The 15,944-nt window shown below is 47.4% G+C and carries 13 protein-coding genes; 6 read left to right on the forward strand and 7 right to left on the reverse strand.

Annotation, left to right across the window (positions count from 1 at the left end; all coding sequences use genetic code 11):
* Window positions 1–9: 9 nt before the first annotated feature.
* Window positions 10–1,530, reverse strand: coding sequence for an acetaldehyde dehydrogenase ExaC (exaC, locus tag FCU94_RS12915; protein ID WP_176288926.1), 1,521 nt, complete (start codon window positions 1,528–1,530; stop codon window positions 10–12).
* Between the two features lie 247 nt (window positions 1,531–1,777).
* Here exaC and FCU94_RS12920 point away from each other — a divergent pair, with 247 nt between their 5' ends.
* Window positions 1,778–3,532, forward strand: a complete 1,755-nt coding sequence (locus tag FCU94_RS12920) for a sigma-54-dependent Fis family transcriptional regulator (RefSeq protein WP_176288927.1) — start codon at window positions 1,778–1,780, stop codon at window positions 3,530–3,532.
* Between the two features lie 126 nt (window positions 3,533–3,658).
* Window positions 3,659–5,326: a methyl-accepting chemotaxis protein gene (locus FCU94_RS12925; protein ID WP_176288928.1), complete on the forward strand. Its 1,668-nt coding sequence runs from the start codon at window positions 3,659–3,661 to the stop codon at window positions 5,324–5,326.
* A 50-nt stretch (window positions 5,327–5,376) separates the two neighbouring features.
* On the opposite strand, the gene FCU94_RS12930 is transcribed toward FCU94_RS12925, so the two are convergent.
* The 5 genes from FCU94_RS12930 to FCU94_RS12950 form a co-directional block, all read right to left on the reverse strand.
* On the reverse strand, window positions 5,377–5,514 hold the full coding sequence (locus FCU94_RS12930) for a hypothetical protein (protein ID WP_176288929.1): 138 nt from the start codon (window positions 5,512–5,514) through the stop codon (window positions 5,377–5,379).
* Window positions 5,515–5,704: 190 nt separating this feature from the next.
* Window positions 5,705–7,153, reverse strand: coding sequence for a decarboxylating NADP(+)-dependent phosphogluconate dehydrogenase (gene gnd / locus FCU94_RS12935; protein ID WP_176288930.1), 1,449 nt, complete (start codon window positions 7,151–7,153; stop codon window positions 5,705–5,707).
* A 35-nt stretch (window positions 7,154–7,188) separates the two neighbouring features.
* Complete coding sequence (gene pgl / locus FCU94_RS12940) at window positions 7,189–7,905, reverse strand: 6-phosphogluconolactonase (RefSeq protein WP_176288931.1); 717 nt, start codon at window positions 7,903–7,905, stop codon at window positions 7,189–7,191.
* A complete protein-coding gene (zwf, locus tag FCU94_RS12945) occupies window positions 7,902–9,404 on the reverse strand; it encodes a glucose-6-phosphate dehydrogenase (RefSeq protein ID WP_176288932.1) in 1,503 nt (500 codons plus the stop codon). Before zwf ends, pgl begins: the two co-directional genes overlap by 4 nt.
* Window positions 9,405–9,769: 365 nt before the next feature.
* A complete protein-coding gene (locus FCU94_RS12950) occupies window positions 9,770–12,637 on the reverse strand; it encodes an HD domain-containing phosphohydrolase (RefSeq protein WP_176288933.1) in 2,868 nt (955 codons plus the stop codon).
* Between the two features lie 163 nt (window positions 12,638–12,800).
* On the opposite strand from FCU94_RS12950, the gene FCU94_RS12955 reads away from it, so the two are divergent.
* From FCU94_RS12955 to FCU94_RS12970, 4 genes are all read left to right on the forward strand, one after another.
* Window positions 12,801–13,250, forward strand: coding sequence for an SRPBCC family protein (locus FCU94_RS12955; protein WP_176288934.1), 450 nt, complete (start codon window positions 12,801–12,803; stop codon window positions 13,248–13,250).
* A gap of 44 nt (window positions 13,251–13,294) precedes the next feature.
* Entirely contained in the window at window positions 13,295–14,038 is a 744-nt protein-coding gene (locus FCU94_RS12960; protein WP_176288935.1) for a phosphatase, read from the forward strand.
* A gap of 82 nt (window positions 14,039–14,120) precedes the next feature.
* Entirely contained in the window at window positions 14,121–14,504 is a 384-nt protein-coding gene (locus FCU94_RS12965; protein ID WP_176288936.1) for a cytochrome b562, read from the forward strand.
* Window positions 14,505–14,600: 96 nt separating this feature from the next.
* The gene (locus FCU94_RS12970) at window positions 14,601–14,960 is read left to right on the forward strand and encodes a hypothetical protein (RefSeq protein ID WP_176288937.1); all 360 of its coding nucleotides are present in this window, start codon (window positions 14,601–14,603) and stop codon (window positions 14,958–14,960) included.
* On the opposite strand, the gene FCU94_RS12975 is transcribed toward FCU94_RS12970, so the two are convergent.
* Window positions 14,957–15,895, reverse strand: a complete 939-nt coding sequence (locus FCU94_RS12975) for a LysR family transcriptional regulator (RefSeq protein WP_176288938.1) — start codon at window positions 15,893–15,895, stop codon at window positions 14,957–14,959. The two genes, FCU94_RS12970 and FCU94_RS12975, sit on opposite strands and share 4 nt — an antisense overlap.
* Window positions 15,896–15,944: the final 49 nt, after the last annotated feature.

A 15,944-nucleotide genomic window follows, 5' to 3' on the forward strand; every position in this document is an offset into this window, starting at 1 on the left:
CGCCCACTTCTAGAAAAAGCCGAGTGGGTTAACATCGTAACTAATGAGTAGGTTCTTGGTGTTCTGATAATGGTCGAGCATCATCTTGTGGGTTTCACGGCCGATCCCTGATTTCTTGTAGCCCCCAAATGCGGCATGAGCAGGGTAGGCGTGGTAGCAGTTAATCCAGATCCGCCCAGCTTCAATATTGCGTCCCATTCGATAGGCGAGGTTGGCGTCACGTGTCCAAACACCAGCCCCGAGGCCATACTCAGTATCATTGGCAATCTCGAGCGCTTCTGCTTCGTCTTTGAACTTGGTTATCGCAATTACAGGACCAAAGATCTCCTCTTGGAAGATACGCATTTTATTATGACCTTCCAACATGGTCGGTTGAATGTAATAACCTTGATTGAACGATTCTGGCTGTTCAGAAATTCCACCGCCAAACACTACCTTAGCCCCTTCTTGGCGACCAATCTCAAGGTAGCTGAGAATCTTATCGAACTGCTCTTGCGAGGCTTGCGCGCCCACTTGAGTCTCGGTGTCTAGTGGATTGCCTTGGTTAATGGTTTTTGCACGCTCTGTCAGCTTGGCAACAAATTGGTCGTAAATCGATTCGTGGACCAGCACGCGCGAAGGACAGGTACAGACTTCACCCTGGTTAAAGAAGCCTAGCAAGGTGCCTTCGATGCATTTATCCAAATACTCATCCTCATGGTCAAAAATATCGGCAAAGTAGATATTGGGTGACTTGCCCCCAAGCTCAACCGTCGACGGAATGAGGTTATCGGCAGCACATTTTAAGATATGGTTACCAACCTGGGTCGAGCCCGTGAACGCTAATTTTGCAATGCGATTGCTGGTTGCTAATGCTTGACCCGCTTCATGGCCAAAGCCATTGACAACGTTGATGACGCCGGCAGGAATGAGGTCGCCAATTTTTTCCATCAAGAGCAAGATCGACGTCGGGGTTTGCTCCGCGGGTTTCAAGACGACACAGCACCCAGCTGCTAAAGCAGGTGCCAGTTTCCAAGCCGCCATTAACATCGGAAAATTCCACGGGATGATTTGACCAACCACGCCGATAGGTTCTGGGAAGTGGTAGCTTGCCGTCGTTGCATCAAGCTCTGCTGCGCTGCCTTCTTGAGCTCGAATACAACCGGCAAAATAGCGGAAGTGGTCCACCACCAAGGGTAAATCGGCCGCCAGGGTTTCACGAACCGGCTTGCCGTTTTCCCAAGTTTCAGCAACAGCGAGCTCCTCTAGGTTCTCTTCTATGCGATCGGCGATTTTAAGTAAGATGTTGGCACGTTCGGTAACGCTGGTGCTGGCCCAACTTGCGCGAACCTGATGCGCGGCGTCGAGCGCGAGGTTAATGTCAGCCTCGCCAGAGCGAGCGACTTTACAGTAGGGTTGACCGTTGACCGGAGAAGTGTTGTCGAAGTACTCCCCGCTGGTGGGTTTCACCCATTCTCCGCCAATGAAGTTATCGTAATGCGTTTTAAATGAAACAACAGACTCTGTGCTACCAGGTTGTGCGTAGATCATACTATTTCCTTATTTGTATCTCGTTGTTGTATTAACTGTTTAAGCAAGCTGAAACACCGAAGTGTTAAGTGAGATAAACGCAAATCACAGACCAAGTGTTAAAAACTTGTTGCATTTCATTGCTAGCGCTAGAGTAGATAAGGCTTGGTTTGCGAGGTGTTGAGGCTTTGTTAAGGATGCGGTGTGTTAACAAAATGTTCAATTGCTCCAAAATGGCACACTCTTTTTGCTCATAAATGGAACAACTATGCAATTACAAAACAGACAAGCAAATGATTGGCTGACGTCATCTTGGCACCGCAGTAGTGAAGCGGGGTTGAAAGAGATCAAACGCCCTAATGACGCAGTTCTGTCTAACTCGGTCATGAAAGAGCGGCGCTACAATAATCGGCAGGTCATTGAGGCCGTTGAACAGGCCGCTTTGCCACTCTTTAATCAAGTGTTAAGCCGCACTGATAGCCGTTTGATCGTAACCGATGGTGAAGGAGTAATTCTCGCGAGTTGGGGGCAAGAACGTTTTAGAGAAAAACTACTCGAAATCGCCTTGGAGTCAGGCAACTGTTGGCAAGAAAGCCTTAAAGGAACCAATGCTATTGGTACCGCTTTGTACGAGCAACGCGCAGTTTCGGTGATAGGGGAGCAGCATTTTATTAAACAGCATCGTTTTATCAGTTGTTCGGCGAGCCCCTTGTTCGATCACCGTGGTGAGCTAGTCGCCATATTAGATGTCACCAGTGAGCAAGCTCAACATGATGTAACAACACAACTGCTGGTTCAGAATATGGTGCAACTGGTCGAGAATCGTTTGCTGACCCACACTCCTGAAGCGGCAGTCCAAATTGATTTAGCGCTGAGTGAGTCGGTACTTAACACTGGATGGCAAGGGATCGTGATTGCCGATCACGATGGGCGAGTAGTGGCCCATAACCATGTCGCGAGTGAGCTGACGCGCCAAACGAATATGCTAGGCGTTGACGTAGACACCTTGCTAAAACGGTCAAAACACCAGACAGCATTGGTATATAAGCAGCATCAGCTTAAGCGTGCGTCGGTGGCGAAATCTTGCTTCAGTGCAGCGAGTGAGCTGCATTGCGGCGAAGATAAAGTAGAAAGCGCGTGGCAGCAAGCGAATAAGGTGCTGGGTAAGGACATTAGCCTACTTATATTGGGTGAGACTGGGGTCGGAAAGGGCGAGTTTGTCAAAGCGTTACATCAGCAGAGCGATCGCAGTTCGGAGCCGCTAGTCACGGTGAACTGTGGGGCTCTTGCTAAAGAGCTGATAGAGTCAGAACTGTTTGGTTATGCGCCAGGGGCGTTTACTGGCGCCAACAGTAAAGGTTATGTGGGGCGCATTCGCCAAGCCGATGGCGGGATTCTGTTTCTTGATGAAATCGGCGAGATGCCACTAGATGCCCAGTGTCGTCTGTTAACCGTGCTGCAAGATAAAATGGTGATGCCTGTAGGCTCATCACGCAGCTATCAAGTTGACCTGCAAATTATTGCCGCGACTCATCAAGATCTTGCTAAGCTGGTGGTCGAAGGCCGTTTTAGAGAAGATCTCTACTACCGCTTGAATGGTTTAATCATTGAACTGCCAGCGCTAAGAGAGCGTAATGATAAGCGCGCTTTGATCGAGCAGTTGTACGCGAAATATAAGCCCGCTGGTCAAACCCTGTCGCCAGCCCTGCTTGACACTCTGTGTCATTATCACTGGCCGGGAAATTTGCGCGAGCTCGATAATTTATTCAAAGTGACGTGCCTTATCGCTAGCGAGCAGTCCGAACTCACGCTAAGTGACATTCCTAGTCACCTAGCGAAACAGATTTTGAATCATCAGGCGCTCGACCAAGAGCCACCCGCGAAAGATTTACAATCGACAGTTAACTCGACACTCCTTGACACCTATCGTGCTCATGATGGCAATATCAGTAAGGTGTCACGCGTGCTTGGGGTTAGCCGCAATACTATCTATCGTAAACTAAAGGCGTTGGGCGTGTGTTAATTGGCGGCTTTTGCCAAAATCAGGGAGTGAGTCAAGAGTGACACAAACCGAGATTTCACTTCTCAAAAAGTTATAATCTAGCTCACACTGAGCGGCTGTCTTACATTTGCGAACGAGAGTAACCTCATGAGTATTAAAACAATACTCCAGTGGGTTACTATGTCGTACTTGTCTATATCGAAGAAACTGTTGTTATCGCTCGCCTTGATTCCAATTAGCATTGTGAGCAGCGCTATCATCTCGTACAACCAAAGTCAGCAGCAGGCGCACGCAACTAAGATGCTCAATCAAGTTGTTCAGCCAGTGAATGATAGTTTAGAAGACGCGTATCGCGATTTCTATCAAGCCATTGTTGCTGTAAATGGTGTGGTCAAAGCGGACCAACAGGATGAGCTGGACTATCACATCGGCGAGTTCAAAGACAACGCTTACAAGGCGGTCCCCAGGCTTGAGAAAGTCGGGGATTTGTTTGACCATCACTTGTTAGCGCCGAGTGAGCGCCATCAGCTCAATCTATTAGTCTCTCAGGCCAAAGCATTGGTCGCGCTCTACGAGCCGATCATTCAATCTCCAGAGACCTCGCAGCGCTATTTTGCTGCACATGAACAAGAGTTTCATCAAGCGTTTACGACCCTGCGCAAACAGTTAAAGCAGATCCACGGATTGATATTGGAACAGCAAGAGCAGTTGAGACTCCAAGTGGATAGTGCGATGGCAACGACCGCAAAAGTGGAGCTTATCTCTTGCCTGGTAATTTTGCTCACAGTGGTGCTCTCGCTGTGGACTACCCGCAAAGTCGTGGTGAACCCAATCCGCGATATCGATCGCGCTATGGCCGATATCGCCAGCGGTGATGGCGATCTCTCATGTCGATTGAACGTGTCGACTCGCGATGAAATCGCATCACTGGCCAGTTCATTCAACCAGTTTGTCTCTAAAATACAAGTCACCGTTGAGGGGACGGTTGGAGCGTCAAATAGTGTCAAGTCGGCAACGGAAGCGCTAACACGCGCCTCCCAACAAGCCACTGAGTTTAGCCAAGCACAGCAAAGTGAGTCAGAGCTGATTGCAACCGCCGTAGCCCAAATGCAAGTGACTAGCGAGAACGTCAGTGAGCATGCCGGTGAAGCCGCTCAGTCGAGCCAACAAGCCAATGATGAAACCAACACGGTGGCAATCAGTATCGCGACGGCACTGAGTGCAATGAACGATTTATCTCAAGAAATTGCGAATGCCAGTGAAGTGGTTAACTTGCTTGATAGTGATGTGGCCAATATTGCGTCGGTGCTAGATGTCATTCGCGATATCGCTGATCAAACGAACTTGTTGGCGTTAAATGCGGCTATCGAGGCAGCAAGAGCTGGCGAGCAAGGACGCGGTTTCGCTGTGGTGGCGGACGAAGTCCGTTCGTTGGCAGGTCGAACTCAACAGAGCACAGGTGAGATTCAAGCGATGATCGAACGATTACAATCGGGGGCAAGTCAAGCGGTGAAGTCGATGGCTCAAAGTGAAATGAGTAGTAGACAAACGATAGACAAGGCCAACTCCGTCTCCAGTTCAATTAAAGTGATTCGTGATTCTATTAACAAGATCAACTTAATGAATAGTGAAATCGCTGCTGCTGCGACTCAACAAACAGCGGTGAGTGAAGAGATTAATTGCAATATTCAGCAAATAGCAGATAACAGTCGCGAGTTAGTGGCTAGGTTGCGTCAGGGGGACCAAGTGTGCGATCAACTCCGGGTGGCTAGCCAAGAGTTAGACCGCCACGTCTGTGCATTTAAAATTGCCTAATAGTAAAAAGGAGCCCTTTATAGGGGCTCCTTTTTACTTTGAAACCTAGCCTACAGGCCGCCTTGTTGCTGCGCCTGTTTTACTAAAGCCTGACGTTGAGCTTCTTTCGCTAACAATTGCTGTGTTTCCTTTGTTAGCTCGCTTTGTTCTTTGCTTGGAACAAATACAAAGTACTTATTAATAGTCATGTTAAGAACCTCAATTATGAGCGATAACCGTCCGGGGTTAACTAAATCACCGTTGTCGACATCGTGTAGATGTTGACTCCTTGTAGCAGGTTTCAAAAAATAGAGGATGTTAACTCGGTTAACATCCTCCATGCAGCGATAATTATAGTATGAGTGTGAGGTATGAATAAATACCTAACTCATCCTTATTTTATACGTCGTACGTAGTCGATGCTGTATCGCCGCCTGTCCCTGTCCAGTTTGTGTGGAAGAACTCACCACGTGGACGGTCAGTTCGCTCATAAGTATGAGCACCGAAGTAGTCACGTTGAGCTTGCAATAAGTTCGCTGGTAGGCGAGCTGTTGTGTAGCCATCTAAGAACGATAGAGCAGAGATAGTACAAGGCATTGGGATACCTGCCTCTAGCGATTTCGCTGCCACTTTACGCCACGCCGGTAGGCTGTTTTGCAGGATGCCTTTGAAGTAGTCATCTGAACCTAGGAACGCGATATCAGGGTTCGCTTCGTACGCATCACGAATGTTACCTAGGAATGCCGAGCGGATGATACAACCACCACGCCACATAAGTGCCACGTTACCGTAGTTTAGATCCCAGCCGTTTTCGTTAGACGCTTCGCGCATCAGCATAAAGCCTTGAGCGTAAGAGATGATCTTAGAGGCAAGCAGCGCTTGACGAAGTGCGTCAACCCACTCTTGCTTGTCGCCTTCCACTGGTGTGATTGTCTTGCCGAATAGAGACTGCGCTTCAACACGTTGATCTTTAAGCGCAGATAGACAACGAGAGAATACTGACTCAGAGATAAGCGTTAGTGGAATACCTAGGTCTAGTGCGTTAATACCTGTCCATTTACCTGTGCCTTTTTGGCCAGCCGTATCTAAGATTTTCTCTACGAGAGGTGCACCATCTTCATCTTTGTAGCCAAGGATATCGGCAGTGATTTCTACTAGGTAGCTGTCTAGTTCAGTTTTGTTCCAGTCAGCGAACACCGCTTGCATTTCGTCTGCAGACATACCAAGACCATCTTTCATAAACTGGTAAGCTTCAGTGATTAGCTGCATGTCGCCGTACTCGATACCGTTGTGTACCATCTTGACGAAGTGACCTGCACCATCATTACCGACCCAATCACAACAAGGTTCTCCAGCGTCTGTTTTAGCAGAGATGCCTTGGAAGATAGGCTTAACCGCTTCCCAAGCTTCTGCAGATCCGCCAGGCATGATTGAAGGACCAAAACGCGCGCCTTCCTCACCACCAGATACGCCAGTACCGATAAAGTGAATACCTTTTTCACGCAGTGCAGCAACACGACGATTAGTGTCAGGGTAGTTAGTGTTGCCGCCATCAATAATGATGTCACCTTTGTCTAGTAGCGGAACCAGCGCTTCGATGAATTTGTCCACCACTTCTCCTGCGCGAACCATTAGCATCACTTTACGTGGAGCTTCTAGTTTCTCAACTAGTTCTTCGAGCGAGTAAGCACCGATGATGTTTGTACCCTTTGCTGGGCCCTCGAGGAACTCATCTACCTTCGCAGCAGTACGGTTGTGCGCCACTACTTTAAAGCCGTGGTCGTTCATGTTTAGGATAAGGTTTTGACCCATCACTGCGAGGCCAATTACACCGATATCACCTTTCATTGTTTCTCTCCAATTTAATTATTTGCGCACTCGCGTTACGCGATTTTTGCTGCTGCGTCTGAATCTAGGTACCACTCTGTCTCACCAGTTGTAGACTGGATTTTAGCTGCCGGGTAAGGCAACTCGCTTGCCGGAGTGGTATGAATTTCGTTTACGATCTCTACTTTGCCTGCGCCTAACACTAGGTAACTAATGCGTTTTGCCGCTTGCAGTACTTTGGCTGTTTTTGACACTCGGATCTGGCCTGACTCAGGATGGCGGGCGACCAAAGCCAAGTTTTCGTCTTGATAGTCAGTTTGACCTGGGAACAGCGAAGCTGTGTGTCCGTCGGCGCCAACACCGAGCAAAATCCAATCAAAAACAGGGGTGTCATTTTCACATGGAATCACTTCGCTCATCTCTTGTGCGAAACGCTCGGCTTCGCCTTGCGGGTCGTTCTCACCAAGAATGCGGTGGATGTTCTGTGCTGGAATGTTAACCTGGCTAAACAGTAAGGCATTCGCTTCACCGTAGTTGCTTTCTGCGTCGTCGGGTGCCACGCAGCGCTCATCACCCCACCAAAAATGTAAGTTTGCCCATTGGATGTTTTGTGCATAAGGCGCTTGAGCCAATAGCTTAAACAGCATTTTAGGTGTGCTACCGCCGGACAGCGAAATGTGCACAGGACGATTTTGCTCGCTAAGTGCTTGCATATCATCGGCTAAGCTCTCAACAACTTGTTGAGCTGTTTGAAAAATCTTATGGTTGATCATAATTCACAGTAATCCGTGTCAGTTAGGTTTTTACATGGGAAACGCCAAGCGCGATTGTCTCGCTGCAGCAAGTCGTCAGATTCCTTTGGACCCCATGTGCCACAAGCGTAGCCAAACAGTGCTTGCGGATCTTGTTTGAAATCGAGAATAGGTTGGACATATTGCCAACAAGCTTCGACGGCGTCACTACGAGCAAACAAGGTGGCATCACCATTGAGTGCGTCAAGCAGTAAGCGTTCATAAGCGGTCAACATCTGGGTTTCATGTAAAGAAGCGTAATGAAAGTTCATTTTAACCTCTTTCGCGTTGAAGCCAGCGCCAGGCTCTTTCAGGCCAAAACTCATTTGAATGCCTTCGTCGGGCTGGATGCGGATAATGAGCTTGTTCTCTGGTGCATTTTGCCCAAACACTGGGTGTGGTGTCTGTTTAAAGTGGATGACCACTTCGGTAACGCGTGTGGGCAGGCGTTTACCCGTGCGCACATAAAACGGCACGCCATTCCAGCGCCAGTTATTGATGTAGGCTTTCAGACCTACATAGGTTTCTGTGCGTGAATCTTCTGCCACACCAGGTTCGTTACGGTAGCTCGGTAAGAATTCACCGCGAACGTCTGACTCTGTGTATTGACCAAGAACTAGGTTGTTACGCAGGTCACCTTTATCAAGTGGCTTTAAGCACTGCAGAACTTTGACCACTTCATCACGCATCGAATCAGCGTTGATTTGCGCGGGCGGCTCCATACCGACCATCGCCAATACTTGCAGCAGGTGGTTTTGGAACATGTCGCGCACTGCGCCTGAGTTATCGTAGTAACCGCCACGCTCCTCAACACCGAGGAACTCGGCACCTGTTATTTCAACGTACTCAATGAAGTTGCGATTCCACAAGGGCTCAAACATCGCGTTAGAGAAGCGGAACACCAACAGGTTTTGCACGGTTTCTTTACCTAGGTAGTGGTCGATGCGGTAAATCTGGTGCTCTTGAAAGTGTTCGTGAATTTCTTGGTCAAGATTTTGTGCAGAGGCTAAATCGTACCCAAACGGCTTCTCAATAATGAGTCGCTTCCAACCATCGTCTTCACTATTTAAACCATGCTCAGCGAGACTGGCTGGGATGACACTGTAAAGGCTTGGCGGGGTGGCGAGATAAAACAGCGTATTGCGCTGGCTAAACTGATACTGTTCAGCAAGTTGGTTAAGTCGAGCGCTTAACTTACTGTAATCGACGCTGTCAGAGGTGTTGATGGCTTGATAGTGAAGATGATTGATAAAGGCATCAAGAGTCGCTGGCTCGGTTTTTTCCATCTCTTGCAGCGAGCGTTTTAGCTTTTCTCGGTAAGACTCATCGCTGTACTCAGTGCGGCTAACACCAAGAATGGCGAAATTCTCTGGTAGCTGTTTGTTTGAGTAAAGGTGATATAAAGCTGGGATTAACTTACGGTAGGTTAAGTCACCCGAAGCACCAAAAATAACGATGCTGCTGTTTTCTGGTATTACCATCATCTTTCCCTTAAAAACGAGGTAGTAAGCATGTGCCTCATTGGCTGGCACGAGTAGATGACCAACCCTATCAACGACACCTAAAAGTATAAAATCGGTCTTACCTATTGCACTAATAGGCAAAACAGAATAAACATGCCAATCTCTATGCATCACAAACATTGTGTGAAAAATTGAGAGCTGAATCCTCAGTTGGCAGCGTATTGTCTATGACTCTTTGACATACATCAACCTTTGAGTGGGCAATCGATTAAATAATGACACATCTGTTAGCTAAGGCATTGATATTTAGCTATTCATCGGATTATTCAACCCAAATGAGAATTTACGTTTTTTACTCTAAAATGGCGCACTTTTGAACGACGTCAAAATTGGTTTCTGAGAAACGTTTTAACGCGTTGGATGTGCTGGGTTCGGTCAATGGCAACGCATTGCTCTGGCGCTAAAAAGCGTTTGGCATAAGTTTGGTCGATTTCTTGTTCAAGGAACAGTAAGTAGAGTTTAGGGTCGATATGGCCACTTATTGCCATATCGGTCATGATCTCGATGGATTCAGCGAGGGTTTTGGCTTTTTTGTAGGGGCGATCACTGGATGTGAGCGCTTCAAACACATCGGCGATCGCCATAACTCGGGCGGGAATGGAAAGTTGCTCCTCGTTTAAACCTTTTGGATAGCCTTTGCCATCCATACGTTCATGATGACCACCAGCGTACTCGGGCACTTCTTTTAAGTGTTTTGGATAAGGGAGGCGTTTGAGCATCATAATAGTTTGAATGATATGGTCGTTGATGATAAATCGCTCTTCGTCGTTGAGCGTGCCTCGTGTAATCGATAGGTTGTACAGCTCGCCGCGATTATACTTGAGCTCACCCGGCGCTAAGACAAACTCTTCTTGCCAGGTTTCTTGGGGTTTAGCGCCTTGTTGCCAAGCAACAAAATGGACGGGTTTGTCACTTAATAATGGCTCCTGAACAGGCAGTGTGGCTTTATCACCAGCGCGCTGCTTCTCTATCCAAGACACACCGATTTGATCGTCTAATGTGCGTGTCCAAGTGTACTGACTGATGGTTTTTAAACGCTCTATTGCGTCTTCACTCATTGACTCACCGCCGATATTGCACTGCCCAATAAAGGTGAAATCGTCATCAAGCTGTTGATGTTTCTTTTTTAACGCCTTGTTAAGCTGTTCTTCATCCTCTCCACGAGCTACGCCTTGCCAATACTCTATTTCGGCTTGAGACTTTAATAGCTCAAAGCGCATTCTTACTTCGTGAATCCGGTCATAAATGGTTTCGAGTTTGGTCGCTTTATCGATCACGTATTCAGGAGTGGTCACTTTACCGCAGTCATGCAACCAAGAGGCAAGGTGCAGTGCTTCCCATTGGTCTTTGGACATCGAAAATATAGGGAAGTACAGCTTGTCCTTGTCTGCGGCAGTCACTAATAGTTTGGTCAGCTCAGGCACACGTTGGCAGTGGCTACCTGTATAGGGCGACTTGGTATCAATCGCAGAAGCGATGAGTTCAACAAACGCATTGAGCATCTCTTTTTGTTGCTCGATTCGGTCAATGTTCTCTTTCGCTATCTCACCAAAGCTTAATAGTTCCTTGAGAAACGCATGCTTGTCGGATTGCTCTGAGGTAATGGCGCGCTCGTAGCCGAGTAATAACACGCCAACCAAGGTATTGTCTCGGTTATGCAGAGGGAAGAGATACACATCGGAGTTATAGAGTTGCTCGCGGAACTTAGCCAGTCCAACGTCGTCGCGATTGAGGTGGACAATTTCGCCTTTTTTGAGTTCGGTTTTTATCCAAGCGATAGAGTGAACTAAGGTATTGATGTCGATTTTAAACGGAATAATCGCGTGGTTGGCCACGCTAGATAACCCTTGCTGTTGTTCATCGTCAACAAACAAAACGATGGTTTCTGCTCGAGTCACGAGAAAGCTTTGGTGAGCAATGGTTTTGGCGAGCACCGAGAAATCTTGATTGCTCGCGGTTTCACGTAACAAACGCAGCAGGTCGTAGAGCGTATGCTCCATTAGTTCAATCGACTTGGTGAGGTTCGCCACCTCGGTAATCACGCTGCGTGAGTAGCGTGTTTTTTTGAAATCGAAACGAGCGATGTTGTCAGTTTGTTCCATCAGTGCGCGCAAAGGGCGCGCCAGACGTTGGGACACGAGCCAAACTAAGATAAAACTGAGTGATAATAGGCTGATTGCGACGATCACTTGTTTGTCACGCAGAGAAATCAGTGGGGCAAGCAAATCTTCTTGTGGTGTCGCTTCAGCTAACAACAGGCGAGTAGAGCCATTGAGTTGAACGGGCGTAAGCGTGAGTGACCAAGATTGCTGCTGGTATTCTGGCGTCTCATAAAGCGTTTGACTTGAAAGGCGGTTGAGTACCGGAGCAAACACGGTTTTAGACAGATGTTCGCGGGTCAATTGGTCGTCGTTAAGTCCGGTGTTGTGATGACCAAGTACTTGGAACTTATCATCAAATAACATGAGTTGCGTGCCTAACGAATAGCCCATCAAACTCAGCTGTTCGGAGAGTGCGGAGAGGGTAAAATCAGCGCCAACGACACTCATGCCATTAGCGGAACGCCTAGAAAGAGTAACGCCTGTCGTTTTAAGGAAATAAAAAAAGTAGGGGTTAGTTAAGCGAATTTCGCCGTCATTACTGGCGTTTTGAAACCAGGGCCTCACGCGTGGATCAAATTGGTTGTCTTGCGTGTCGCGGTAACCGACATGGTGCAACTGACGGTTAAGGAAGTAAAAACGATTCATCCCTTGTACATTGGTGACATTGACCATCAGTGTGGCAGTATCTGGCGCTTCAAATCTTGATCTGTCTGCGCTGTTTCTGAGTGGCCTCGCGAGGGTAAAGTTTCCATCTTCATCGGCATAGTAAAGAGCGGCAACGCCTATGTGTCGTTCAAATATCAACTGCAGCGAAGACCAAAAATTGGTATGTTCAGTGGGCGTATCATAGTGCTCAATAGCCTGGCTCATCGCCATAAAGTCGAGTGTGGTTAAAACGGGTCCAGCCTTAACTTGGAAAGTCGACTCTAGCTTCAAACTATTCTCTCTGCTCAGTTCTTTCGCACTTCCAGCCAACAGCTCTTGGGCATGCTGATAACTGATCGCAATGAGAACTATGCCGATCAAGGAAGTTAGGGCTAGAAAAAGACTCGTGATATGAATACTGAGCGAGTAACGTTGCTTTCTCATAAAGGCACCACAATGTGAACACTTCTTAAGTATCGAACAAACTCACCAAGCTGCAAAAAAACTCATCCATATTTCTGTTATCTCTTTGTTTTAATGTTGCGATAGCACGAAAAGGCTAAAAAATGGTCTATATACAATATTAACCATGTAAAAAGGGAAGTTTATGTTGAGTTTGACTTATCAAATCGAAGTGGACGCCACACCTGAAGTGGTCTGGGAAACCTTAGTGAATCCAGAAGCCTATGGCCTGTGGGCCAGCGCATTTTCACCCAAGTCGCAGTTTTCCGGTCAGTGGGAAGAAGGAAAGCAAATTCTGTTTTTTGACCCTGACACAGGAGGCACACGGGCAGTGGTCGATGTGATTGAGCCGAACAAGCGTCTAGAGTATCACCATGTCGCCGTGTTTAGCCCTGATAGGGTCCAGCAACTTGATAGCGACTCAGCGACCAAATGGATCGGTAGTAAGGAGTGTTATCACATCAAACAGACGCACAACTCGGTGCTATTGACCGTGACGATAGAAACACATCCAGACTTTGTGGCCATGTTTAATCGCGGTTGGGAGCAGGCGCTGCCTATGATCAAGACAATATCCGAGCAAGAGAAGACATAGGCTGGTAACATAGGCGAAACCTAGATAGAAGAATGTGTCAGAAAATGAATTTAGTTGTTGATACTCATACGCATACTTATGCTAGTGGTCATGCGTATAGCACTTTGATTGAAAATGCCAGAGCAGCGAAACAAAATGGTCTATCGATGTTTTGTACCACCGACCACGCTGAGTCGATGCCCGGTGCGCCGCATTATTGGTTTTTTTCAAATCAACGTGTGCTGCCACGCTTTATCGACGGGGTTGCGGTGATTCGTGGCGTTGAGGCGAATATCCTTAATGAGAGTGGAGAGATCGATGTTCACCCGACGTCTTATAAGAGCTTGGATTGGGTGATTGGCAGTTTTCACGAGCCTGTATTTCGGCCAAGTGACAAAAAGACCCATACTCAAGCCTTGGTGAACACCATTAAAAGTGGCAAGGTTGATGCGCTCGGTCATCTTGGCAATCCCAATTTTGATTTTGACTTTGAGCAAGTACTGCAGTGTGCCAAACAGCACAATGTCGCGATTGAAATCAACAATACCACTTTGAGAGGGAATAGCCGCGTTGGCAGTGTTGAACGTTGTTATCAGATAGCGCAGCTTGGCAAGCAAATTGGTGTTTACTTTACCACTGGTAGCGATGCTCACTTTTGTCATGACGTTGGCAATCTAAGTTTAGTTTCGAAACTGTTCGAAGAAGTGGGGATTGAAGGTCATCAAGTGATCACTCGTTCAACCCAACAATTTTTGGCTTTTTTAGCTTTGCGCGGCCGTGAGGAAATCGTCGAATATCAAGATTTATAACTTGATACAAAAATCGGTTTATTCTCTCTATCGGCTTCCAGTAGACTGACAGCCTTAAATCACTGACAAAAGAATAACAACAATGAGAAAGCTACTCCCGATCGTCGCTCTCGTCTTGTCTGCGCATGTTTACGCAGAAGACGTTGACCTAAAAGCGACCATGAAGCAGATGAAAGTCGAATTCAAACAGGCCGCTCAAGCAGAGCAAATCGAGCCGATGCAAGCTGCGATAGCGAATTTAACCTCGCTGGTTGCGCAGTCTAAGCAAGGTGATTACCCACCAGAGAAAACAGAGCTCTATTTGGAGGGATTCAATAAGCTCTCAATGGCATTAGCGGAAGTCGATGCTAAGCTCAGCGCTGGAGATTTGGCGGCGGCGAAACAAGCGCTTAGAGAAGTTGATGCGTTACGTGAAGAGTACCATGACAAACGTAATCCAAGTATCTGGAGCAAGATTTTTGGTTGACCGAAAAACCATGATCAAAGCAGGATTTTTAACCCTAACTTACTGAGCTTGTTAACAAGAAATTATATATTGGCGCTCTAACTGTTGAGAGTGGTCATGATCAGAGCGTCTAACTTCAAGCGTAACATGTTGTTTGCAAGTGCCCTTAGCTGGGTGCTTGTGACTTTGATGCCTGTAATAAATGCTCACGGCGCTAGTGCTGGCGTTTGGGCGACGCTTTGTACCATTAACGGTTTCGAACTGGTTCAGATTGAAGAGGGCAAGGCACAAACTCAACACAGTAAGCCGTGTCCTTTCAGCCACTTTTCCAGCTTTCATCAGGATTCTCTTCCAACACCCCAACACGCACGCAGAACCACCTTAGCGAAGTTTGATGCGTACACTTTTTTGGCTCTAAGTGAACGTTTTCAGCTCGCTATCCCCCGTGCTCCACCGATACAAAAGACCTTCACTTAATCAAACGACTGATCCGCTCTGTTCTCTCCCATCATTTTCTCTCCAATATAATCAATAAAAGCTCTCAATCGCGCAGGCATGTACTTGGTCTGTGCATATTGCATGGCAATTGCGCCGTGATAGTTACTCTTTATCGTCCAATCAGAAAGTACCGGAACCACGTGTTTAGCGGCGATAGCGTCGGCAATAACGAAGTCGTGAAAAATCCCGATACCCAGCGCATTTTTGACCCCGGTTAACCGCATCTGCGAATGGTTGACCGCGTAGCGACCACTGACGGGCACTGAGTGGTATTCGTCTTCTTTAAAAAAGTCCCAAATATGGTCGCGGTCTGTCTCCGCAAGATACAAACAGTCATGCAGCTCAAGCTGTGTTGGATGGGTGGGCATACCGCGTTGCTCAATATACTCGGGGCTTGCGCACAGCACCAGATTGGTTTTGCTTACCTCTCTTAGTACTAAGTTTTCATCGGGTTTATCGGTCAGTTTAAACGCGACATCAATCCCGTCCCGGATCAGGTCGATGTTGCCATCTGCTGCGCGCAGTTTGAGTTGAATCTCTGGGTATTTTTTGAGGAAAGGAACCACATAAGGCTGAAGCACAGAGTTCAAGAAGGCTTCTGGCGCTGCCACGGTGAGCGCGCCAGACATTTCGTAATGATCAGAGCTAGAAAGCTCGACAGCATGTTTGGCCGCATTGAGCATCACCATCGCTTGATCATAAACCTGTTGCCCTGCTCGGGTGATGATCAGTTTGCGTGTGGTTCGCTCAAATAGCTTAACCGATAGGGATGTTTCGAGACGGGTCACTAACTTACTCAATGCCGAAGGCGTGACGTCGAGCAGCTTTGCCGCTGCAGTAAAGCTTCCTTCATCAACGATAAGGATAAAGCTGGCTAAATCGGGTAACAGAGCGATCAGTTTAGTGTTTTTCATAGTGTGAAAGCTGAATGGCTGTGGCTTGAGTCTAGCGATATTTCCCATG

The organism is Vibrio sp. JPW-9-11-11, from assembly GCF_013369335.1.
GTDB lineage: Bacteria > Pseudomonadota > Gammaproteobacteria > Enterobacterales > Vibrionaceae > Vibrio.